The 21,305-nt window shown below is 43.5% G+C and carries 23 protein-coding genes; 12 read left to right on the plus strand and 11 right to left on the minus strand.

Going from position 1 to position 21,305, the window contains the following annotated elements:
• Positions 1-185 precede the first annotated feature (185 nt).
• From RQP52_RS33235 to RQP52_RS33260, 6 genes are all read left to right on the plus strand, one after another.
• Positions 186-785, plus strand: coding sequence for a DedA family protein (locus RQP52_RS33235; RefSeq protein WP_127457989.1), 600 nt, complete (start codon positions 186-188; stop codon positions 783-785).
• A 113-nt stretch (positions 786-898) separates the two neighbouring features.
• Positions 899-1,465 carry a thioredoxin family protein gene (locus RQP52_RS33240; protein WP_315955811.1) on the plus strand — a complete coding sequence of 189 codons (567 nt, stop codon included), beginning with the start codon at positions 899-901 and terminating at the stop codon, positions 1,463-1,465.
• A 22-nt stretch (positions 1,466-1,487) separates the two neighbouring features.
• Positions 1,488-2,111, plus strand: coding sequence for an MBL fold metallo-hydrolase (locus RQP52_RS33245; RefSeq protein ID WP_315955812.1), 624 nt, complete (start codon positions 1,488-1,490; stop codon positions 2,109-2,111).
• A 253-nt stretch (positions 2,112-2,364) separates the two neighbouring features.
• Positions 2,365-2,670: a hypothetical protein gene (locus RQP52_RS33250; protein ID WP_157323918.1), complete on the plus strand. Its 306-nt coding sequence runs from the start codon at positions 2,365-2,367 to the stop codon at positions 2,668-2,670.
• Positions 2,671-2,904: 234 nt separating this feature from the next.
• Positions 2,905-3,987 carry a Gfo/Idh/MocA family protein gene (locus RQP52_RS33255; RefSeq protein ID WP_315955813.1) on the plus strand — a complete coding sequence of 361 codons (1,083 nt, stop codon included), beginning with the start codon at positions 2,905-2,907 and terminating at the stop codon, positions 3,985-3,987.
• Positions 3,988-4,139: 152 nt separating this feature from the next.
• Positions 4,140-4,538: an S-layer homology domain-containing protein gene (locus tag RQP52_RS33260; protein WP_315955814.1), complete on the plus strand. Its 399-nt coding sequence runs from the start codon at positions 4,140-4,142 to the stop codon at positions 4,536-4,538.
• An 81-nt stretch (positions 4,539-4,619) separates the two neighbouring features.
• On the opposite strand, the gene RQP52_RS33265 is transcribed toward RQP52_RS33260, so the two are convergent.
• The 3 genes from RQP52_RS33265 to RQP52_RS33275 form a co-directional block, all read right to left on the minus strand.
• Positions 4,620-5,231 carry a TIGR03943 family putative permease subunit gene (locus tag RQP52_RS33265; protein WP_315955851.1) on the minus strand — a complete coding sequence of 204 codons (612 nt, stop codon included), beginning with the start codon at positions 5,229-5,231 and terminating at the stop codon, positions 4,620-4,622.
• Positions 5,122-6,345 carry a permease gene (locus RQP52_RS33270; protein ID WP_315955852.1) on the minus strand — a complete coding sequence of 408 codons (1,224 nt, stop codon included), beginning with the start codon at positions 6,343-6,345 and terminating at the stop codon, positions 5,122-5,124. The genes RQP52_RS33265 and RQP52_RS33270 overlap by 110 nt, the downstream gene beginning before the upstream one ends.
• A gap of 268 nt (positions 6,346-6,613) precedes the next feature.
• A complete protein-coding gene (locus RQP52_RS33275) occupies positions 6,614-7,123 on the minus strand; it encodes an Rrf2 family transcriptional regulator (RefSeq protein WP_315955815.1) in 510 nt (169 codons plus the stop codon).
• A 258-nt stretch (positions 7,124-7,381) separates the two neighbouring features.
• Here RQP52_RS33275 and RQP52_RS33280 point away from each other — a divergent pair, with 258 nt between their 5' ends.
• The 4 genes from RQP52_RS33280 to RQP52_RS33295 all read left to right on the plus strand — a co-directional run bounded on the left by RQP52_RS33280 (position 7,382) and on the right by RQP52_RS33295 (position 11,690).
• The gene (locus RQP52_RS33280) at positions 7,382-7,843 is read left to right on the plus strand and encodes a carboxymuconolactone decarboxylase family protein (protein WP_315955816.1); all 462 of its coding nucleotides are present in this window, start codon (positions 7,382-7,384) and stop codon (positions 7,841-7,843) included.
• A 434-nt stretch (positions 7,844-8,277) separates the two neighbouring features.
• The gene (locus RQP52_RS33285; protein ID WP_315955817.1) at positions 8,278-8,688 is read left to right on the plus strand and encodes a hypothetical protein; all 411 of its coding nucleotides are present in this window, start codon (positions 8,278-8,280) and stop codon (positions 8,686-8,688) included.
• A 177-nt stretch (positions 8,689-8,865) separates the two neighbouring features.
• The gene (locus RQP52_RS33290; protein ID WP_315955818.1) at positions 8,866-9,267 is read left to right on the plus strand and encodes a cupredoxin domain-containing protein; all 402 of its coding nucleotides are present in this window, start codon (positions 8,866-8,868) and stop codon (positions 9,265-9,267) included.
• A 209-nt stretch (positions 9,268-9,476) separates the two neighbouring features.
• On the plus strand, positions 9,477-11,690 hold the full coding sequence (locus RQP52_RS33295) for a heavy metal translocating P-type ATPase (protein WP_315955819.1): 2,214 nt from the start codon (positions 9,477-9,479) through the stop codon (positions 11,688-11,690).
• 106 nt (positions 11,691-11,796) lie between these two features.
• Here the strand turns inward: RQP52_RS33295 and RQP52_RS33300 are convergent, their stop codons facing one another.
• Together RQP52_RS33300 and RQP52_RS33305 are read right to left on the minus strand one after the other, a co-directional pair.
• On the minus strand, positions 11,797-11,994 hold the full coding sequence (locus RQP52_RS33300; protein ID WP_315955820.1) for a hypothetical protein: 198 nt from the start codon (positions 11,992-11,994) through the stop codon (positions 11,797-11,799).
• Between the two features lie 240 nt (positions 11,995-12,234).
• Entirely contained in the window at positions 12,235-12,363 is a 129-nt protein-coding gene (locus tag RQP52_RS33305) for a hypothetical protein (protein ID WP_315955821.1), read from the minus strand.
• A 90-nt stretch (positions 12,364-12,453) separates the two neighbouring features.
• On the opposite strand from RQP52_RS33305, the gene RQP52_RS33310 reads away from it, so the two are divergent.
• Entirely contained in the window at positions 12,454-14,790 is a 2,337-nt protein-coding gene (locus tag RQP52_RS33310; RefSeq protein ID WP_315955822.1) for a heavy metal translocating P-type ATPase, read from the plus strand.
• A gap of 128 nt (positions 14,791-14,918) precedes the next feature.
• Here RQP52_RS33310 and RQP52_RS33315 read toward each other — a convergent pair whose 3' ends face one another.
• Both RQP52_RS33315 and RQP52_RS33320 read right to left on the minus strand, forming a co-directional pair.
• The gene (locus RQP52_RS33315) at positions 14,919-15,077 is read right to left on the minus strand and encodes a YjzC family protein (RefSeq protein WP_127457982.1); all 159 of its coding nucleotides are present in this window, start codon (positions 15,075-15,077) and stop codon (positions 14,919-14,921) included.
• 259 nt (positions 15,078-15,336) lie between these two features.
• The gene (locus tag RQP52_RS33320; RefSeq protein ID WP_315955823.1) at positions 15,337-16,212 is read right to left on the minus strand and encodes an NmrA family NAD(P)-binding protein; all 876 of its coding nucleotides are present in this window, start codon (positions 16,210-16,212) and stop codon (positions 15,337-15,339) included.
• 296 nt (positions 16,213-16,508) lie between these two features.
• On the opposite strand from RQP52_RS33320, the gene RQP52_RS33325 reads away from it, so the two are divergent.
• Positions 16,509-17,090 carry a TetR/AcrR family transcriptional regulator gene (locus RQP52_RS33325; protein WP_315955824.1) on the plus strand — a complete coding sequence of 194 codons (582 nt, stop codon included), beginning with the start codon at positions 16,509-16,511 and terminating at the stop codon, positions 17,088-17,090.
• A 270-nt stretch (positions 17,091-17,360) separates the two neighbouring features.
• Here the strand turns inward: RQP52_RS33325 and cydS are convergent, their stop codons facing one another.
• From cydS to RQP52_RS33340, 4 genes are all read right to left on the minus strand, one after another.
• The gene (cydS, locus tag RQP52_RS36570; protein ID WP_379173050.1) at positions 17,361-17,462 is read right to left on the minus strand and encodes a cytochrome bd oxidase small subunit CydS; all 102 of its coding nucleotides are present in this window, start codon (positions 17,460-17,462) and stop codon (positions 17,361-17,363) included.
• Between the two features lie 4 nt (positions 17,463-17,466).
• Positions 17,467-18,495, minus strand: coding sequence for a cytochrome d ubiquinol oxidase subunit II (locus RQP52_RS33330; RefSeq protein ID WP_315955825.1), 1,029 nt, complete (start codon positions 18,493-18,495; stop codon positions 17,467-17,469).
• Entirely contained in the window at positions 18,492-19,841 is a 1,350-nt protein-coding gene (locus tag RQP52_RS33335; protein ID WP_315955826.1) for a cytochrome ubiquinol oxidase subunit I, read from the minus strand. Before RQP52_RS33335 ends, RQP52_RS33330 begins: the two co-directional genes overlap by 4 nt.
• 341 nt (positions 19,842-20,182) lie before the next feature.
• Complete coding sequence (locus tag RQP52_RS33340; RefSeq protein WP_315955827.1) at positions 20,183-21,157, minus strand: cation diffusion facilitator family transporter; 975 nt, start codon at positions 21,155-21,157, stop codon at positions 20,183-20,185.
• Positions 21,158-21,305 lie beyond the last annotated feature (148 nt).

The raw sequence follows: 21,305 nt of genomic DNA on the forward strand, positions 1-21,305 counted from the left end.
TGGGACATAGGGCCCGCCTCCTGTACAAACATACTTGTACATTTTATGCAGAGGCTTGTCAGCACATGAATATTCTTTCCTATTTTACCGGGCAATAAGTGGGTGAAACTGGTTGATGAGAGCCCGTCTGTGTTAGAATGGAGGGTAGAAATCGGATGGATTATAGAGGGAGAGAGGGTTCATGAATGGGTGAGTTGATTCACAATGTTTTGCTTTACTTGGAAGGGCTTGGGTATTGGGGAATTTTCCTCGGATTGATGCTGGAAGTGATTCCGAACGAGCTGCTTCTTGCCTATGCGGGCTACCTGGTATCCAAAGGTGAGATTAATTTCTATGGTGCCATTGTTTGCGCGGTAATCGGCGGGACACTAGCCCAAATCGTGCTTTATTGGATCGGACGCTACGGTGGCAGACCTTTCCTGGAGAAGTACGGCAAATACTTGCTGATCAGCAAGCATCATATCGATGTTGCTGAAGCGTGGTTCAACCGCTACGGTACGGGCATGATTTTCACAGCCAGATTCATCCCCATCGTCCGTCACGCGATATCTCTTCCGGGTGGCATGGCCAAAATGCCGCTTGGCAAATTTACACTGTACACAGGTTTAGCACTAATTCCGTATTCCTTTCTCTATGTTTACTTGGGGATGAAGCTCAAAGACAATTGGGAAACGATTGATGAAATCGCAGGGCCGTACATTAAACCTTTAATTATTGCAGCGATTGTTTTAACACTCTTGTATGTGGGATACCAACTTTATTTGAAAAGAAAAGCGAAAGTTTAGCGATCTGGATTTGCGCATTCGATTCAATTTGTTACAATAATAAGGAAGAATCACGAAAATGGCGGGACTTTGATCGACTTTCAATGATCCCTATTTTAGGAGGATGGGTAGCGATGAGTACGAATCTTGCAAGCAAATTGCGCACAGGCTTGAAACCACAGCAATTCATTGACAGCATGGAGAAAAATCAAGAGAAATTTTTGGAGTATTACAACGGATTTGCATGGGACAATGAAGAGGATAAGGAATATTTCGAATCTCTAAATAACCGTGACGATCTGCGCTGTGTTATTATTGCTGCGGATTGGTGCGGCGATGTTGTTCGCAACGTACCTGTCGTGTTTAAAGCGCTGGAAAACAGCGGTGTGCCTGTAGAAGTGTTGATTATGGAACAAAACTACGACGTAATCGATCAGTTCCTGACAGGTGGCGGCCGTTCGATTCCAATCGTTGCGTTTACAGATACTGGCGGTTTTGTCCTTGGACATTGGGGTCCACGCCCGAAAAAGGTTCAAGCGGTCATGACGCAGTTCAAAAAAGAAAATCCAGATCGCGAAGCGCCGGATTATAACGAGAAAATTCAAGTAGCCAGAGCCGAAATGGGTCGTCAATATGGCGAAGGTAACGGGTACCACGCTGTTATCGTGAAGGAACTTCGTGACTTAATCGAGTCGTTCTAAGCGAATGCTAAGGTGAGGGCATATGATTAACATAGAAACATTTGTTTTAGGACCAGTTAGTACTAATGCATATTTATTGTCAGATCCGGAGACGAAAAAGGGGATTATTATTGATCCAGGTATGAACCCGAAGTCGCTGATCAAAAAGATTGCTGATTTAGAGATTGAAGCGATTCTTTTGACGCATGCGCATTTCGATCATATTGGCGGCGTTGATGAAATTCGCAAGCTGAAAAAGTGTCCCGTTTACATACACGATCTGGAAGCCGACTGGCTGATGAATCCGAAGAAAAACGGTTCCACTCGCTGGCCTGAGCTGGGCGTCCTTATTGAGACCGAGCCGGCCGAGTATGCGCTGGACGAAGGGCAAACTTTGGAGTTTCTGGGCATTCAGTTCAAAGTGTTCCATACACCCGGTCATTCCCCGGGAAGCGTGAGCTTCTTATACGATAAACATTTGTTTAGCGGGGATGTTCTGTTTAAACTGTCGGTAGGCCGGACGGATCTGCCTGGTGGAGATAACAATGAGCTGCTGGATTCTATCCAGGATAAGCTCTTCCTCCTTGAAGACGATACGATCGTCTATCCGGGGCATGGCGGTAAAACAACGATTGGCTTCGAAAAAGAGAATAATCCATATGTGTAGAAGAAACAGCGAGTCGGGAGTGTGTTCCTGACCGCTGTTTTTTTTGTTCTACCTCTGCGTATTACCCAGGTACAAGCGGACTGATGCAGGAGGCTCGTTCGCCCATGATACGTAACCATTTTTGGGTGATCTGGGTGTTTACCGTGTTCGTGGTAGGTGCTCCCCCATAGACTGATGTTGTAAGCTATTCACCCAACCCTAACGATAACAACCTAATGTTAAAGCTTCAATATTCTAAGGAGGTGCTCCATCCATGGAGTTTGTAAAACCAACGTATCCAATTGCACCGATGCCAGCTCCAATGCCAATGCCAGCCCCGATGCCGATGCCAATGCCAATGCCAGTCGCACCGGCGCCAGCGCCTATTATGCACCACAAACCAGTTCACAATGACATCCACCTGCACGCTTCGTACCAACAAACTTCGTTTGTATTCCCAAAACCGGTTGCCGCAGCGCCAGTAGCCAAAGTTTGTGCATACCCTAACAACAACGTAGGCAGCATTCTTGTTCTGTTCATTTTGCTTGTCATTATCACTCGTTGTATTTGTAAATTTTAATTACGAGTAGTTCACTAGTTCACTCGGCCCACGGCAGGAGACGCCTGCGTGGGTTATTTTTTATGCATGAATGGTACTAGCTGTGTTCTCGGAAGGTTATTCAGCGATGAACCGCAAAGTAGTATCATTTTTTCACAACATAGAGTCACATTTCATCTCCCCATCTTGTTAAGCTTAGAGGGTCAACAAGAACCAATGCAGCGATAATTCATAAATGATAGGGGACTATATACGATGCAAAAAAGCGATGGCATGAATTACGCACCAGTCGGTACATTTAACTCCGTTTGTCAACCTGGCGAGTTTATATTTGCAGCAGCAGCGCTGGATCACGGTCATATCTACGGGATGTGCAACGGGCTTCGCGAAGCGGGCGGCGAGTTGAAATGGGTGTATGACCCGGATCCTAAGAAAGTAGATACATTTGTAAGCAAATTCCCGGGTGTTCGTGTTGCCAGCTCCTTGGAGGAGATCCTTCAAGACAGCGAAGTCAAGCTGGTTGCCGCAGCGGCGATTCCTAGCGATCGCGGACCGCTTGGCCTGAAGGTCATGGACAGCGGCAAAGATTATTTTACAGACAAAGCGCCATTCACGACATTGGAGCAGTTGGAAGCGGCACGCGCGAAAGTTGCTGAGACGAAGCAAAAGTATGCCGTTTACTACAGCGAACGTCTTCATTCAGAAAGCTCCATCTTTGCGGAGCAGCTAATCAAGCAGGGCGCAATCGGACGTGTGCTGCAGGTAATCGGTCTTGGACCGCACCGCATCAACTTGTCGAGCAGACCGGACTGGTTCTTCGAGAAAGAGAAGTTTGGCGGAATTTTGTGCGACATCGGAAGCCATCAAATTGAACAATTCCTTCAGTTCACAGGCGCGAAGGATGCCAAGGTCGTACATAGTAAAATCGCAAACTATAACTACCCGCAGTATCCGACGTTTGAAGATTTCGGCGACGCGACATTGGTTGGAGATAATGGGGCGACAGGTTATTTCCGGGTAGACTGGTTTACGCCGGATGGCTTAAGCACGTGGGGCGATGGCCGCATGACGATTCTCGGCACAGAAGGTTATATTGAGCTTCGCAAATATGTGGATATTGCCAGAGAGCAGACAAGCAATCATGTGTATCTTGTGAACGGGGATGGCGAGCAGCATTTTGCAGTGAATGGCCAGGTTGGCTACCCTTACTTCGGCCAGCTGATCCTGGACTGCTTGCACCGTACAGAAAATGCGATGACACAGGAGCACGCTTTCAAAGCGGCGGAGCTGTGCTTGATTGCGCAACGCGATGCGATGAGAATTACATCGGAAAAGTAATAGCTGCTGTCATGCAGCGTACAGGAGTAAGCTGACCTCTACGGAGGTCGGCTTTTTTTGTGTAAGTGTCATTGTCGCTCTGTTGCTGACTATTCCCTGAAAATCAAATTACGCGTGCGGAATTTGCAGTACTTTTGGTACGTGGACTTGGATTGACCGAGACAAGCCTTGGAAAATTTACTGATGTGAAGGAATCCGATTGGTATTCCGGAGCGGTAGGGGCAGCTGTGAAAGCCGGCTTGGTAGAAGGATTTGAAGATGGGACGTTCAGCCCTAATGCCAACCTTACACGTGAACAAATGGCGGTAATGATTGCTCGAGCCATGGCACTGGCAGGTAACAGTGGGATAGCGGATGTCAAAGGACTACAAGCATTCGATGATGAGAAGTCGATGAATGGATGGGCCAAAGACGCGGTTGCCCGAGCTTTGCATGCTGGCATTATGAACGGCATCACCAATGCCAGTTTCATGCCGGGAGAGAAGGCGACACGCGCACAAGCGGCGGTTATCCTGAAACGATTGCTGCAATTTGAGAAATTCATGAACTAACATGTTGTGGCTGGTTCCATAAGTCCAAAAAACGAGGCTATCCCTCGGTCATTAGATGACCTTTGGGATAGCCTCGTTTCTTTAGGTTCCAAAGTATGGATTTTGATACACATAAGGACTTGTGGGTGCATCTTGCGTATCAACTGTTTTGGCCACGATCGTTAATACGTCTTTGCCGTCTAATTGTCGTTTCTCTATGGTGCCGAGCGCGACTGCGTACATATCGTTTTTCCATTGTTCCGGGGTATCGGCTTCCACCAGGATCGCCAGCGGGACGGAGTCTGCGACACAGCACCTCATGGAAAATCTGCCGAGGGCAAACTGGTTTTTGCTCATAGTATCGAGACGGTATACGTAACCGCTAATCTGCACCTTTTTACCCACAAATTGATCTTGATACAAATCCAGCGACGTCAGTGATTCGATATAAAAATGATCGTTAATCACGATGAGAGGTTCTTTGTACATCTCTGCAGCCCGTTTGGCGTATGGCTTGGTGTATTCATTAAACGGAAAGACCTGACCTGTATCCGATTGCAGCTTATCATTCGGAATTAAGTTCGGGCTTGCATCGCCGTAATTGTTATTCACTAGAATACCCGAAGGGGTGAAATTTAATCCTTTTTTGGCCGCCATCTGACTGCCTAGTACCGCATTGGGAAAAGAAAAGGCAAGGACCAGAGGGATGATCAGAACTCCATACATGGTAATAACGCCGGGCTACCAATGATAAGCATGAACAGGCCGCAGCCGCTGTTGGATTCTTGGCGCGGATCACTCGAACTGCCAAATAAAGCTGATACATAGCCAATACATACATGCCAACAGCAAGACTTTTCACCCATAAATTCATGGTTGGTGCGACATAATAAATCAAAGCATCGGAACGGCTGATCTGCACAATAAAAATAACGAAGGCGAGTAAAACGGCAGCTCGAATTGTTCGATGCGCGAACGTGGACCGGACCCTAGCAGAACGACTGCAGCAGAAATGAGCATAACCGTTACGACGGTTTTTAATTCGGAACACTTTAAGCAGCATCATCGTGCTTTTGATATCGAGCATAGCGCCAAACACGAGAAAGGCAAGTACAGAGCCGAGGCTGAAACCTGGAATGAACGTTGCGCCGACGAAGGCGTCTGCGGTGGAGCAGATGGAAAGAATGTAGGAGAGCCCCATCATAAACAAATGAGGAGTGAAGTCACCCTCGCTTAATGTCAGAAGCCATTTTTTGCTTACAACTGTTTGGAGCAAAGCAGTAATCGTTGCGCCTAAAACTAAAAATTTGCCAACATCAAACATTTCAATGGCGGCATGTTCCAATGTTTCATGCCATTTATTCGTCCATGCTGCTGCTTTTGGTGGTTGGACCGGGAGAGGGCGTTTGGGGCTTTTTTTCATTGGAGTGACTTGTTCAATCGTGTTGCTCACTGGCAAGCGAAGCGCAGAATTGCTTACACCTCGGGCAGCCCACAGCCCAATAATAGCCGCTGCGGCAAACGCCAATACCATGCGGGCCAATGCCATCTCCGGATGAGCGCGAAAGGCCACGAACGTGGATGTAAACACGACGGGATTAATAATCGGTCCGGCCATCATAAAGACAAGACCGATATATGGCGGCATGCCTTTGCGGATCAGTCGGTGCACAACAGGGATAATGCCGCATTCGCAAAGCGGAAAGACGATGCCGAGCAGACATCCAAAGAGGATGCCGGGAATTGTTTTTTTCGGTATCCATCGCTGCAGCGTTTGATCACTGATGAATGTTTGCAGCAAAGCGGAAATCACGACGCCTAGCAGAATAAACGGAAATTACTCTAGTAAAATACCGAGAACCATGGTGCGAAATCACTTAGAAAACTCATTGAGCCCGCTGCCTCCTTAACAAATGGTCAACAAAATAAAAAAATAAAAATAAATGTTGTTTTTATTTGTTTTGTTTGTATTTTCTATTGATTTTAGCAGGCGATTATTATTTCTACATCATTATTTTGTTAAAAAATTGTTAAGGGGAGGAGGGGTTGGTCAATTCTTTATTCCAGTATAAAAAAACACCTAACATCAAAAGATGTCAGGTGTCCTGATTGCTATTAGCAAAATATTCACGAGTTTGTTTGCGAGATTGAGGGGTTAACACACGATCAAGCTCCTCATTTAGCCAAGTAAGCGATTTGTTACGCAGAACATTGCGCATACTATCCTCAGCCTCAAGCATCGCCATGTTAATCGTACAGGGAGTAGCTTTGGTACATGCTGCAACCTCTTCGTCCTTCGTACATAAATAACTATTATCTTTTATGTTTTTGCATTGGAAAATAGGCGCCTTTCCTTCAACAGCTTCGACTACATCCCAAAACGAAATATCCGAAGGAGACTTGGCCAATTTATAGCCACCTTTCACCCCAGGGACAGAGCTTACGATACCAGCCTTGGTCAATTTGCTGAAAATCTTCGAAAGATAGGTCTCGGAAATACCTTGAAAAGCGGAAAGTTCTTTAATCCCAATCGTAGAATCAGGAGGAATATCGATTAAATATACTAAGCAATGCAGTCCATATTCAACGCCAATACTATACTGCATGCAAACACCTGCTTTCAGATATAAAAAAGTTATTATACATCATCTTAGGTGGATTTAGGAACCTTGTCAAATAGGGAGGTTTGGCATTTTTCGGATACTGTCGGGGATGAATTGTGGGTTGACAGCCATGAACGAAAGAGATATATTATAGACAAGGTTAATCGTCGATTAAAGTTATCGATGATATGACTAAGAGTAAGATCAATGAAACCCACCATAATTTTTATAAAAATAATGAAACGAAGGAGTGTCAAACACATGGAAATCAGATTGGACTATACGAAAGTACAGCCGGAGTCTCTACAAACACTTTTAAAATTGGAAGGTTACGTGAAAAAGAGTGGACTTGACAGCAAACTGGTGGAGTTGATTAAAATTCGCGCCTCGCAAATTAATGGCTGCGCCTACTGCCTGGATATGCATACGAAAGACGCACGTGCGATGGGAGAGACAGAGCAGCGTATTTATTTGCTCAACGCATGGAGAGAAGCTCCGTTTTACACACCATCCGAGCGTGCCGCATTGGCGCTAACGGAAGCTGTGACCAGAATTTCAAATGCCGGTGTGCCGGATGATTTGTATGACCAAGTTCGCAGACATTTTGATGAGGAACAATACGTTGATTTAATTATGGCAATTAACGCCATTAACAGTTGGAATCGCATGGCGATTTCAACGGGCATGGTACCTGGCGATTATCAGCCTCCTGCAAGTAAATAATCTAGTTTTGACGTGAAAATGAAAAGAGGGTGTCCAAAAGCCAATTTCCTGGCTATCGGATACCCTTTTTTCATGCCTTTTATTGATTGACAGGCTGCCCGGTTATCGGATCAAAGCGACAAATCCAAACTTATGGAAAACATTTTTAGTTGCATCTATAGCCCTTATGAGTCATTTCAAACTTTCAGCTTTCAAGTATACTTTAGACAGTTAATCTGAGCTGGACTGAAATGGAGGGGCGTGATCCATGTGTTGAAATGGTGAATGGAGCGCAATAAACAACGAGAGCCAAGAGTTTATATGCAGCCATATGGAGTTGGCATTTTTATGCCGGCATGATCTTTGCTCCTTTTTTGGTTATCTTGGCTGTGACGGAAAAGTTGAAAGAAGCTTATCAGGAGGCTAAACTGCAAAAAGTAAAGAGGTGAAGACGGTTGAGAAGATTAACTCAAGGGATTTATGTGAAAATATGCGGTTTATTCCTGATCATAAGTGTATGTTCACGCAGTTTGCCAGCAGCCGCGCATGAACACGGGGACTCAGTGACAGAGATTCAAATGGGGCCTTCTACTTTAACGGTGAATACAAGTATTGCTTCTCTTATTTTCGTCCTGCTTGTAGTGGTCGTTCTCATTCTTCACTTACGCACTAAGAAAACTGTTTTAACTAAAATGACAGGCATGATGGGGGCGATGCTGGGAGTTATGGTAATTTCGGATTATCCGACACTTTCAATCGTTTTCATGGATGTTGTCTTAGCGGTTTCGATGTTGCTTCTATATAAGCTGTTAGATGCCGAAGAAAATCTTCATGTGGGTACTTCCGTTTCTCAGTTAGAAGTGTAGCTGTAGAGGTAGGCAATATCAAGCAGGTAGTTCATCGGATTGAAACTAAATTTTCATCAATCATTCATATTATTAGCACAAAGGACACAATCTAACTACATGTTCAGGTGTATAATCAACCTTGCCGGATTCACTGGCTAGGTTGATTTTTTTTATGATTCGAAAGGGGGGACTAGCTTGAAAAGTCGTTTGACGAAATTCTCAAGATTAGGTCTTATTTCGGGAGTTCTTATGATTTCTCTTTTTATCTTTGCTTTATTTTATTTTCAGCAGTCGGAGTCATCAGCCGAAGAGCCCACGGTTACGCAACAAGACGGATTTCAAGTTGTTACGATAAATGTGAAAGATGATGGCTTTTATCCTGCCAATATCGAGGTTCAGGCAGGTGTGCCGATAAAGCTAAATTTCAAAAAACAAAGCCGCTTGACTTGTATTAAAAGTGTAGCATCTCCTGAATTAGGAATGGATGTCTATTTGGAAAAAGGGGACAATTTCTTTACATTAAAAGATTTAAAACCCGGAACCTATAAATTTCACTGCGGTATGTATATGTACTATGGGACAATAACGGTGAAATGATGGAACAGTTGAAATCTCCATCTATTATAAATGGCGAATAAAAAAGATCGTTTCAACCTTTTTAGGGATGAAACGATTTTTTTCTTGCCCATTTTATGATATTTATACCATACCTCAATATGAAAAGTTTTAACGAGTCTAGCATGATTTTGAATCACACCCCATATAGTTGCAAGTAAGTGATCAGATTCATATCGGAGGTGTAGAGCTTGAACGAACAAGTAACGTTTCAAAAAATAAACCTGCAAATAGAGGGTATGACATGTGCAGCCTGCTCTGCGCGTATTGAGAAAGTGATTGGCAAAATGGCAGGTGTTCATGAAATTGCTGTCAATTTACCAATGGGAAGTGCGGCATTAGTGCTGGACGCAGGTACAGAGTTGAAAGGGGAAATTATTGAGCGTATTGAGAAACTGGGATATTCGGCTAGAAGCTTTGAAGAAGCGAGTGATTCTCAGCAAGCGATATTTGGCCTGGGAGCAAAACTAGTGATTTCGGCGTTATTAACACTTCCTCTTTTGTGGGCAATGGTTCGTCATTATACCATGACATCGAGCATATGGATTCCTGATCTATTTCTGGAACCATGGTTCCAGTGGCTGCTTGCTACGCCGGTTCAATTTGCAATAGGTGCTCCATTTTATTTTAACGCGTGGAAGGCAATAAAAAATAAAAGTGCGAATATGGATGTTCTTATCGTTCTTAGTACGACTTGTGCTTACTTGTATAGCCATTACATGACAATACATATGCTTCGTTCGGGAGGAGCAGACCCGCATGCGGTCTATTTTGAGACAAGCGCCATGATTATTACTGCAGTGCTGCTTGGTAAGTGGTTGGAAGCTTCTGCGAAAGAAAGAAGTATGAAGACTATTCATCGACTGCGCCGCTTAAGTCCGCAAACGGTCACAATCATCAGAAATGAGAGGCAGTCAGAAGTCATATCGATAAAAGACGTCAACATTGGGGATATGCTTCTCATCCTGCCAGGTGAGATTGTTCCTGCGGATGGACGAGTTATTCGTGGCCGGTCAGCTGTTGATGAAGCATTCATTACGGGGGAATCGGTACCTGTCGAGAAACGTCAATACGATTGCCTGATAGGTGGTTCTGTTATAAGAGATGAAGCCATTACGATGCAAGTGACTGCTCTGGGATCTCAAACTGCGCTCGGCAAGATGATCCATTTGATGGAGGAAGCTCAAGGCTCGAAGGCTGAGATCGGACGTTATGTAGATCGAATTGCCGCTGTGTTCGTTCCTGCTGTTTTGGTGCTTGCCTTGCTGACATTGTGTATATGGTCTCTATGGCTTACTCCGGGGGATATCAAAGAGGCGTTATTCAAAGCGATAGCAGTGCTTGTAATTGCGTGCCCTTGCGCTTTAGGATTGGCGACGCCAACTTCAATACTGGTGGGCACAAGCCGTGCTCTGGAGTCGGGCATTTTATTTAAAGAAGGCAAGTATGTGGAACAATTGCAGCAAATCGACATCATTTTAATGGATAAAACAGGAACGCTTACCCATGGAACTCCCCGTGTGACAGACGTCATCACGGACCCGGGCCAGGAGCATCGTCTTCTTCGCATGCTTGCTGCTGCTGAGAATGGCATCGAACACCCTTATGCGAAAGCGATTATGAAGGAAGCCGCTCGGCGCGGACTTCAGGTTAAAGAGACATCCTCCTCACAAGCAATAACAGGTCTGGGTGTGAAGGCGCGAGTAGATGAACATGAGATTCTTATCGGTTCTAAAGCTTTTATGAATCAGGCTGAGATATCCATTCAGAGGTTTACGCACGTAACAGAACAGTTAGAGAGGGAAGGCAAGACGATGCTATTTGCAGCTGTGGACGGTGTGCCTGCGGGTGTAATCGCACTCATGGATACATTAAAAGCCTCTACACCTCAAGCTCTGCGAAGGTTGAAAAAAATGGGGATTGTTGTGGCTATGGTAACCGGCGATCACCGTAAAACAGCTAAAGCGATAGCTGAAAGAGCTGGCATAACAACGATATATTCGGAAATGCTGCCTCAGGATAAGGTTCATTTGGTAAGATCACTGCAGCAAAAAGGGAGACGTGTGGCTATGGTCGGTGATGGTGTGAATGATGCCCCTGCTTTAGCAGCTGCAGATATTGGTATTGCTGTTGGTACCGGTTCAGAGATCGCCAAGGACGCAGCGGATGTCAATTTGCTTCATAGCGATTTGGGAGGCGTTGCGGATGCCGTGGTGATGAGCCGTAAGATCATGCGCAATATTCGTCAAAACTTAATTTTTGCTTTAATGTACAATGTCTTGGCTATACCGCTTGCGTTCATGGGGCTGTTGACACCATGGATCGCTGGAACGGCTATGGCGCTAAGCTCCGTATCTGTCGTTACAAATGCGAGCAGACTGCAAAAAGCATCTTGGCGAAATTAAAATGCTTGATAGCTCTTTCGAGGCATTTTGAATGTTGCGTAAGGTGCAAAAAAATCCTCTGCGTATTTCCTATTGCGTAGAGGATTTTTTCTAAATAATCATGAGATTATGTACGGAGTGCTGCAAGAGATTTAGCAATATCAAGCCCATGAAGTCGTCCATCATCAGGTTTCGGATCTTGACCGTGATGATTACAGCAATAGACGCGGAAATGATCGAAGTAACGTTCTACTTGCGTAACCTGATGATAGGTTAGAATGTTCAATTGCTGTCTCAATACATCAGAACGATAATACCGCATCACTTCCAGCCGAGGAGGGCGTTCCTCCTCAGACAAAAAGGGAATTCCATCACGGAACCCCTTTTTTTATTTATCTTATTAAAGTCATTTTGTTGGGTTATTGACGATTGACAGAATAAGGAGATCGACATATGATGAAATTAATACATGAACATATAATCATATATTAACAGGTATTAAGGAGTATGATCTCTAATGTCTTCTAATTCATCTTGTTGCAACAACGGAGGTAATAAAAAGGACTTACATCATAGTCAGGGATGCGAAGGTACGCAAAATCAGGATAAAAAGCATGTTCATGACCACACACACGATCACACGCATGACCACACGCATGACCACACGCATGACCACACGCATGACTACACACATGATCATACACATGATCACGCTCATGAGCATCACCATGATCACGATCACCACCATGGTGATTCATGCTGTGGTAGCTCATTAGGTGATACGGTGAATCGAACAATTACACTTGAAGGTATGCATTGTGCGGATTGTGCAGTGAAGCTGGAGAAGTCCGTATCTCGTTTAGATGGAGTAAATCAGGTTTCTGTTAACTTTGCTACAGCTAAGATGAGTCTTGCTTATACAGAACCAATGGTTAATTTTGAGTTTATTAAGAAACAAATTAATAATTTAGGATATGGTATTCAACAACAATCATCTGAGAATCAAGTTTCCGTCTTTCGAATAGATGGGATGGATTGTGCAGACTGCGCGCAAAAACTTGAGAAGAGAGTCGGCTCGCTTTCAGCTGTGAATCAGGTAACAGTTAACTATGGGGCTGCTAAGATGACTGTTGAGCATAATGGAACGGCCGATCAAAGCATACTACAAACGGTAAAGCAGGCTGGGTATACGGCCACAATAGATACGGGGAGTATAACTCGAACAACTGCCGAAGCAAGCTTCTGGAGGCGGAATAATAAAGTTCTTCCTACATTTTTATCTGGGTTATTATTTGCATTAGCATGGGTTCTAACATTTGGTGATCTCGTGAATCAGGTCTTCTCAACGGTCTTATATGCCGCGGCTATTGTTGTTGGTGGATTTCGGATTGCCAGGACAGGATTTTATGGTTTGAAGTCCCGTACAATTGGGATGGATCTACTCATGACTGTCGCAGCTGTTGGAGCTGCACTTATCGGGCAATGGGAGGAGGGTGCAGCGGTTGTATTTTTATTCTCATTGGGTGAAACATTAGAAGCTTACACAATGGATCGGACTAGGAAATCAATCCGTGGGCTGATGGATCTCTCTCCAAAAGAAGCCTTAGTTCGTAGAGATGGCCGCGAGTCCATGATTGCCATTGAAGATATTCAAATTGGTGATACCGTTATCATCAAACCTGGTGAGAAAATAGCGATGGACGGCGTCATTATCAAAGGTAATTCAACGATAAACCAAGCCCCAATCACTGGGGAATCAATTCCTGTGGAGAAAGCAAGAGGCGATGAAGTATTTGCAGGGACAATTAACCAACAGGGTTCACTAGAAGTTGAGGTAACGAAACTGTCTAAAGATAATACCTTATCTCGTATTATTAGTATGGTTGAAGATGCCCAAGCTCAAAAAGCTCCTTCTCAACGTTTTGTTGATGTTTTTTCTAAATATTATACGCCTGCCGTGTTAATTATTGCTGTGGGGATAGCCATTATTCCTCCTGTATTCTTTGGTCAGCCCTTTCAAACGTGGATTTATCGCTCACTCATGATGTTGGTTGTATCTTGCCCGTGTGCATTGGTGATTTCAACGCCGGTTTCAATAGTGTCTGCAATAGGAAACGCGGCAAGAAATGGCATTCTTATTAAAGGCGGAGCACATCTAGAAAGATTAGGGGCAGTTTCGGTTGTTGCCTTTGATAAAACAGGGACATTAACCACAGGGATGCCGCAAGTAACTGTAATAATCCCTTTGAATGGACGAAAAGAGGAAGAGGTTTTATCCATTGCAGCAGGAATTGAGTCTTCATCGGAGCACCCTGTTGCAGAGGCAATTGTTCGGCTCGCAGAACAAAAGGGTATTCGGATGAAGGAAACTTCATCGTTTAGTTCTGTTACTGGTCAAGGTGTCAAGGCTACAATTCTAGGCGAGGAATATTTTATCGGCAGTCCAAAATGGTTTGTTCACGATTTGAATGTGTCACTTGAAGAGATCAAGGCAAGAGTTCAACACTTAGAGCAACAAGGGCAAACAGTTATGGTCATGGGTACAAGTGAGCACGCAATTGCAATTTTTGCTGTAGCGGATGAAGTTCGGCCAAATAGTAAGTCTACACTCGAACAGTTGAAAAGTATTGGGATTAAGAAGACAATCATGTTGACTGGAGACAATCGAGGAACAGCTCAAGCTGTAGCCGCTAAGCTTGGGGAAATCGAGTATTATGCTGAGCTGCTTCCACAAGATAAGGTTTCTTCTATGAAAAAGTTAATGGCGGACTATGGTCATGTTGCTATGATTGGTGACGGAGTGAACGACGCTCCTGCCTTAGCTACAGCTACTGTAGGTATCGCTATGGGGGCAGCAGGTACAGATACGGCCTTAGAAACGGCAGACGTAGCTTTAATGGCAGATGATCTATCCAAGCTACCTTATGCAATAAGTTTAAGTCGGAGAGCATTGATAATTATAAAGCAGAACATCGTTTTCTCCTTGTTAGTAAAAGTTGTTTTTCTTGTCATGATCTTTATGGGAACTTCAACTCTTTGGATGGCTGTATTAGCGGATACGGGGAGCTCACTCATTGTAATCGCTAATGGAATGAGACTACTTCGAAAAAAATCTGATTAACCTTGAAGTACTGAAAAGCATACCAATAAGAAAATTGTTCGAGGCAGTTCATTGCTTTGAACAATTTTTTATTTAGAAAAAGAAACGCCTAGCTCGTAAGCCAGCGTTTCCACATAAAGTTTAGCTATTTATGCTTCATGCTTCCAGGTAGTTGCTTTTCCTGTCTTAGGACAATTAGGGAAAGTATCACCTGCTTGGAGAACAACGTGTCCCCCATCACCATCAATATAATGCCCAGCTTCAGTTACCTTTTCACCCGTCTTGTGGCGATGATTTGGGTTTGCCATGCGGCATCACACTCCTTAGTTTATTGTGACACATAAATAAAGAACATGTATTCACAAAAAGTAATATTCCCATATCATTAATAAGATGAGCCTTCCAATTTTGGCCATATCCAAGAAGTACTAATAAGTCCATGAATAAGTTTAATAGAAGTAATGGGGCAAGCAATGTTTTGCCGTCTCAACAGTTCGGTGAAAATAAAGTTGTAGACTGACTGGGAATTAAACTATCGGAGGATTGTGTCATAATAATGAGGAGGACTCAGGCTAGAAAGGCTGGCTTTAACACTTCCTCGCACCATTTGATAAAGCTGGTGGGAGTGCGCTGCGCAGCATGCGACTCTTTATTGTAAATGCCCTGATCCTGGGCTGCGGCCATGTCGATCAGGCCCTGCGCCCATGCCTCAGTCATCCCGTACTGCATCATTGTCGCCTTATAATCCGCGCTAGGGATTTGCTGATAACGGACCGGCAGCTCTAACACCTGTGAAATGATCCTCGCCATGTCGTTGGGGGAAAGATCATCGGGACCGACTACCGAGACGCTATCCTGACCGGTCCAGGAGGTATCCAGCAGCAATTTGGCAGCTACATTAGCGATATCGCGGGTGGCACAGGTTGCGAGCTTGTGATCTCCGGAGTTAGCCATAAAGAACATGCCCTGATTCTTAATCGCATTGACCTGGTGGAGCAAGTTCTCCATGAAGAACGGCATGCGAAGTGCTCGGTAGTTTACTCTCGTGGTTTCGATAAGATCGTCCATAGCGAACGCAGGAGACAGCAGTCCGGCGGGGATGCCGAAATCGTGCCCCAGGCTCGAGATGCCAATCATGCGCTTAACGCCTTGGCTCTTGATCGCCTCGCACGCCGGCCGTGTGAAATTCAGGTAGTAACTCATGGGGTTCTCGGCACGTGAGTTAGGGGGAACCAACCATAGCACGCAGTCAGCGCCTTCGAACGCCTTGGTGACGACAGCGATATCGTCATGCGACCCCTGCACGACCTCGACGCGTTCACGCACACGCGGGGACAGGCGGGATGGATCGCGGACGATCACACGGATTGCTTCTGTACTGTCAAAGATGTTGTCGAGGATCAGTTGGCCGATCTGGCCTGTGGGAGTGGTAACGACGATCATGAAATCCACCCCCAAGAGAGAGAGCCATTGACATTGGGTTCTCCAAATCTTTTTATTACTATTGCTATCATAGAAATCATCCTTTCTCGCGTTTTGCCCACCTAACATGGTTGATCTGAGTGACCAACATTGAAATGCAACACTGTTGTTTACACATCAATTTCGTGTATATTACACTGTGAAATGAATGATAAACGGTTTGAGCGATCTGTACAATCAGCAAATGGTAGTTACCGTGGTATAAACAACAGCTGCGCGTTTTTGTTGTCTTAGTAAATTGAGGAGTGAAGGGAAACATGCCGATAAACGCAAACGATCCTCGCGTGAAGCGCACGCGTCAGTTATTGATGCAGTCCTTTATGGAACTGCTAATAGAAAAGAAGAATATCTACTCCATCTCAGTTCAAGACATTGCTGGTCGGGCGACTGTGAATCGAGCCACATTTTATGCGCACTTCGAAGATAAATTTGCGTTTCTTGAGTGTTGGATGAGGGAAAAATTTCAGAAGAAATTGAAAGAAGCTTTGCCGGATTCTTCAATATCGAATATGAGTAGTTTGCGAACCCTCCTTCTAGCCGTTTTTGATTTTCTTGCCCGTACTCGGCAGTACATGGCTTCAGAGGACCGTCAATTTGAACCGCTGTTTGAAATCGCGATGCAAAAAGAACTTTATCGACTCCTATTCGAATGGTTGAGTGAAGAGGCAGAATCCAAGGTCTCGCTAGAGATTGTACAAGCAACATCCCTCGTCACTAGTTGGGGCATATTTGGGTCTGCCGTTCAGTGGAGTCGAGATCCCCAGAATCGCACAGCGGAAGCGATGGTTCAAGACGTATTGGTAGTTGTGGCGGCGGGGCTGGCACCCGTAATGACATAAACCATCTGATGGATGTTAGTTCATATGAGCGTTAGATACATAATTTCGGTGATTTTCAGCTAGCAAATTTTGACCAACATAAACACATTATTTTAGGAGCACTGCGTTCAAGATAACGATGGAGAGTTTGCCAGAAACATCAAATGCTGAATTAAGCTAACATTAGAACGTTAGTTCAATAAAAACAGCGGTGGTCTAGAACTTTATTTTTCAGTTTTGGTCCACCGCTGTTCCATTTTTATAGTTAACCTACAGTTTTTAATGACAATTTCATTCGATTACATCACTACTTCTCGTAACCCAAAAAAGCAAAAATACGAGCGAAAACAGCACAATAACCGGCGCAGCGTATTGAATTAGAAAGTTTTCCATGAGTTTAACTTCCTTTCTTTATTAATTTGCCCTGTACATAATCAGCATCGAATAGGAATAAACGCATTAGTAAAAAGAGTGATGGGACTAGAATTACGATTCCTGCGATAAAGGCGATAACCAGTGCAGTCCCCATCGTTTGATTTGTGAAGTTTTCATGGATGGAGATGTAGGGAAATAAAATATACGGTAAATGGGCTTTGCCATAACCAAAAAAGGCAAAAGCAAATTGAAGTAACACAAACACGAATGATGTACCCAAATTCCTTTGGCTCCAAAGGAGAAAGACTGCAATCAAGAAGCATAGGAATGATGTTCCAAACATCCAGCCATGGGAAAGCATGTTGCTAAAATGTTCCGGGTTTTGTTGATTGATCGTGAAAAAAACAAGAAAACTTGCAAGGATCGTTGGCCCACTCCAAAAAAGGGCGTACCCACGTAAGATTTTAAATGCGGGCTTGTCTTCTGCTCTGTATGCATAATACGAAAGAAACATGGAAGAAATGTAAAGCACACTGACCAACGACAGTAAAATGACTGACCAAGTATAGGGGCTGCCAAGCAGGCTTTGCCAGTTAAGCAGAATCAACCCATTTTGCTCAATAATGATTCCACCTTCTGAAATGGTAAGTACCGTAGAGAGAGTTGCAGGAATGAGCAAGCCAGTTGCTCCATAGATGAGCATATACCATTTGTTATCCTTCGAACCGTAATTGCTAAAGGCATAGTATGCTCCTCGAATAGCAAGTAATATGATTGCTATACTGCCTGGAACGAGAAGCGCGGTACCATAATAACGTGCTGTTTCCGGGAAGAATCCAACCATTCCGATGTAGAAAAAAACCAAAAACACATTCGTTACTTCCCAAACAGGAGAAAGATAGCGCTCAATAATTTTATGAATGATATGCTGTTTCATTGTAATTACAGAATAGTAACTGAAGAAACCTGCACCGAAGTCAATGGATGCCACGATTAAATATCCGTATAAAAAAATCCATAAAACCGTTATTCCTATAACTTCAAGACTCATTTCTTTGTCCTCCCCCCGAAAATGCCAAGAGCCATTAATTCGTCTGAGACATCACTTTTTCCAAAGAGTTTGGATAACACTTTGACAGCGGTTAGTGCTAGTACGATATAAAGTAAACAAAAAAGTACTAGCATCATATCCACGTCTTGAGATGTAGTTGCAGCATCTGCAACCTTTAAATACCCACGTAAAATCCATGGTTGACGACCAACTTCAGCGTAAAACCATCCACATTGAATACCAAGCATGGAAAGGGGCCCGCAAACAACTATAATCGCTAACAGCCATTTAGGATAAGGTTTAACGGATCTTTTTCTTGAGTACCACAAATGAACAATAGCAACAACAATCACGAGCATACCTATACCAACCATAGCATCGAAAAAGTAATGAACATATAGAGGAGGACGAAGATCAGGGGGAATCTCATTAAGCCCTTTTACTTCAGATTTTGGAGTACCTCCTGCTAAAATGCTAAGTGCGTATGGAATTTTTAAAGCATATTTAATTTCATTACCATCAGTTAAAATACCACCCAGTATGAGCGGCGCATTGGCAGTGGTTTCGAAATGCCACTCTGCTGCAGCAAGTTTTTCAGGCTGATTTTGAGCTAGGAATTTCGCGGATAAATCACCAATAAGTGCTGTAGAAACAGCAAATACAAGGCCGGCAGTGACAGTCAATTTTAATGCCTTTTTAGCATATAAGATGTCTCCTTTTTTCTTAAGAAGAGAGTATGCTGCAATAGCTGCCAAGATAAATGCGCTTGTCATGTAAGCAGAGGAGAGCACATGCGCTACTTTGGTTGGCATAGAAGGGTTAAACATAGCTAATATCGGTTGTACATTAGTAATTAAGCCGTCTTTCAGTGAGAATCCTTGAGGCGTATTCATAAATGCATTTACAGTAGTTATAAAAAAAGCTGAAGCGGAGGAGCCAATGACAACAGGCACGAGTAGAAGGAGATGATGCATGGGTTTTAATCGTTCCCATGTATATAAGTAAATACCTAGGAATATAGCTTCAATGAAAAAAGCAAAGGTTTCTAGGAATAGTGGAAGCGCAATGGCCTGTCCGGCAATTTGCATAAATGTAGGCCACAATAAACTGAGTTGAAGACCGATTGCTGTACCGGTAACCACGCCAATAGCAACGGTGATAACGAAACCCCTGGCCCATCTTCGTGCTAATAATGTGTAGTAGGGGTCTTTGCGTTTAATGCCAGCGAGCTCAGCCAACATGATCATGACTGGAACACCAACGCCAATTGTAGCGAAAATGATGTGAAACGCCAATGTGGTCTCTGTTAGTAAGCGGCTATAAAACACGGAATCGTAGGTAGGCATGTAAAATCATCTCCTTTTCGTTTATCAAGGTTAAAAAAGCTTGCGAATAAATGAAACCAACATGACAATAGCAACACTGAACATGAGGTACATTAATTGCTTTTCATGTTTTCGAAATTGGCCCAAGTTGTATCACCCTCTGGTAAATTTTATTTCGTTATGGACTTAGTGTACTCTATAGTATGTGATTATTTTCACATAATGTGTGAATACGATTTGAACAAAGTTTTACAACTTTAATAACGAGAAAATGAACTTTATAAGAACAAAACAGTCCTGAGAATATACGTAAGAAAAAGAGTCGCTGTTTATAAATAAACAACGACTCATTTTCTATAATTTTATATTTTGCATTCAGCATGTTGGATATTTGCAGTTTCAATTTGAAAAGTTGTATGCTGTATTTTAAATTTCTTTTCTATTTCATGAATGGCTGACTGTAAAATAATCTGACTGTCTTTTGAATCAACAATTAAAATATGACAACTCAGAGAGTCAAGACCTGAAGTAATTGTCCATACATGCATATCGTGAACGTTAATAACTCCGTCAATGCTTTCTAGAGTCTTTTTAACTAGATCGGTATCAATGGTTACAGGTGTACCCTCCATTAGTATGTGTATGGCAGTGCGAATAACCCCCCATGCGCTTTTAAGGATAAGTATAGAGACGATTACACTGATAAAAGGATCGGCGATGTACCAATCGAAGAAAAGCATTAGTAATCCTGCAAGAATAGCGCCAACTGATCCTAAAGCATCTCCAATTACATGTAAATAAGCACTTCGAACATTGATGTTGTCCTTCACATCACTTTGTCTCATCAAAGCCCAAACGCTCAACAAATTCGCTAAGAGTCCAACTAAGGCAATTAATATCATAGACCCACTGGAAACGGTAGGTGGATCAAAGAACCGTGCTATGGCTTCCTTAATAATAAAAACAGCTATGATGAATAAGGCCAATCCATTGAACAGCGCGGCCAAAATTTCAAACCTGTAATAACCGAACGATTTTCGCGGAGAAGCTGGTCGGTTTGCGAACCACATAGCAACTAAGCTTAATGCCAAGGACACGGCATCACTTAACATATGTCCTGAATCAGAAAGAAGAGCCAAACTATTGGTAAGTAGCCCTCCGAAAAACTCCACGAACATGATACCACTTGTAAGAATGAGGGCAATAGCTAATCCCTTTTTGTTATTTGGTGCATGACTATGCCCAAATCCATGCCCATGATTGTGGTCATGATGGCTGTGTTCATGATCAGGATGGTTATGTCCCTGTTCATCATGTGAGTGACTGTGATTATACATCTAAACCCCTCCTACAACACATGATCAATTATTCATGCGATATTATATTTGAAAAAGTTTTAAATGGCAATAATATGAAGAGATAATGGTCAATAGTATTTCCAATTTCTCAATATACATAAGACTGCATGTTTCACGGCTATACAGC

The sequence above is a fragment of the Paenibacillus violae genome (assembly GCF_032461945.1).
Classification (GTDB): domain Bacteria; phylum Bacillota; class Bacilli; order Paenibacillales; family NBRC-103111; genus Paenibacillus_E; species Paenibacillus_E violae.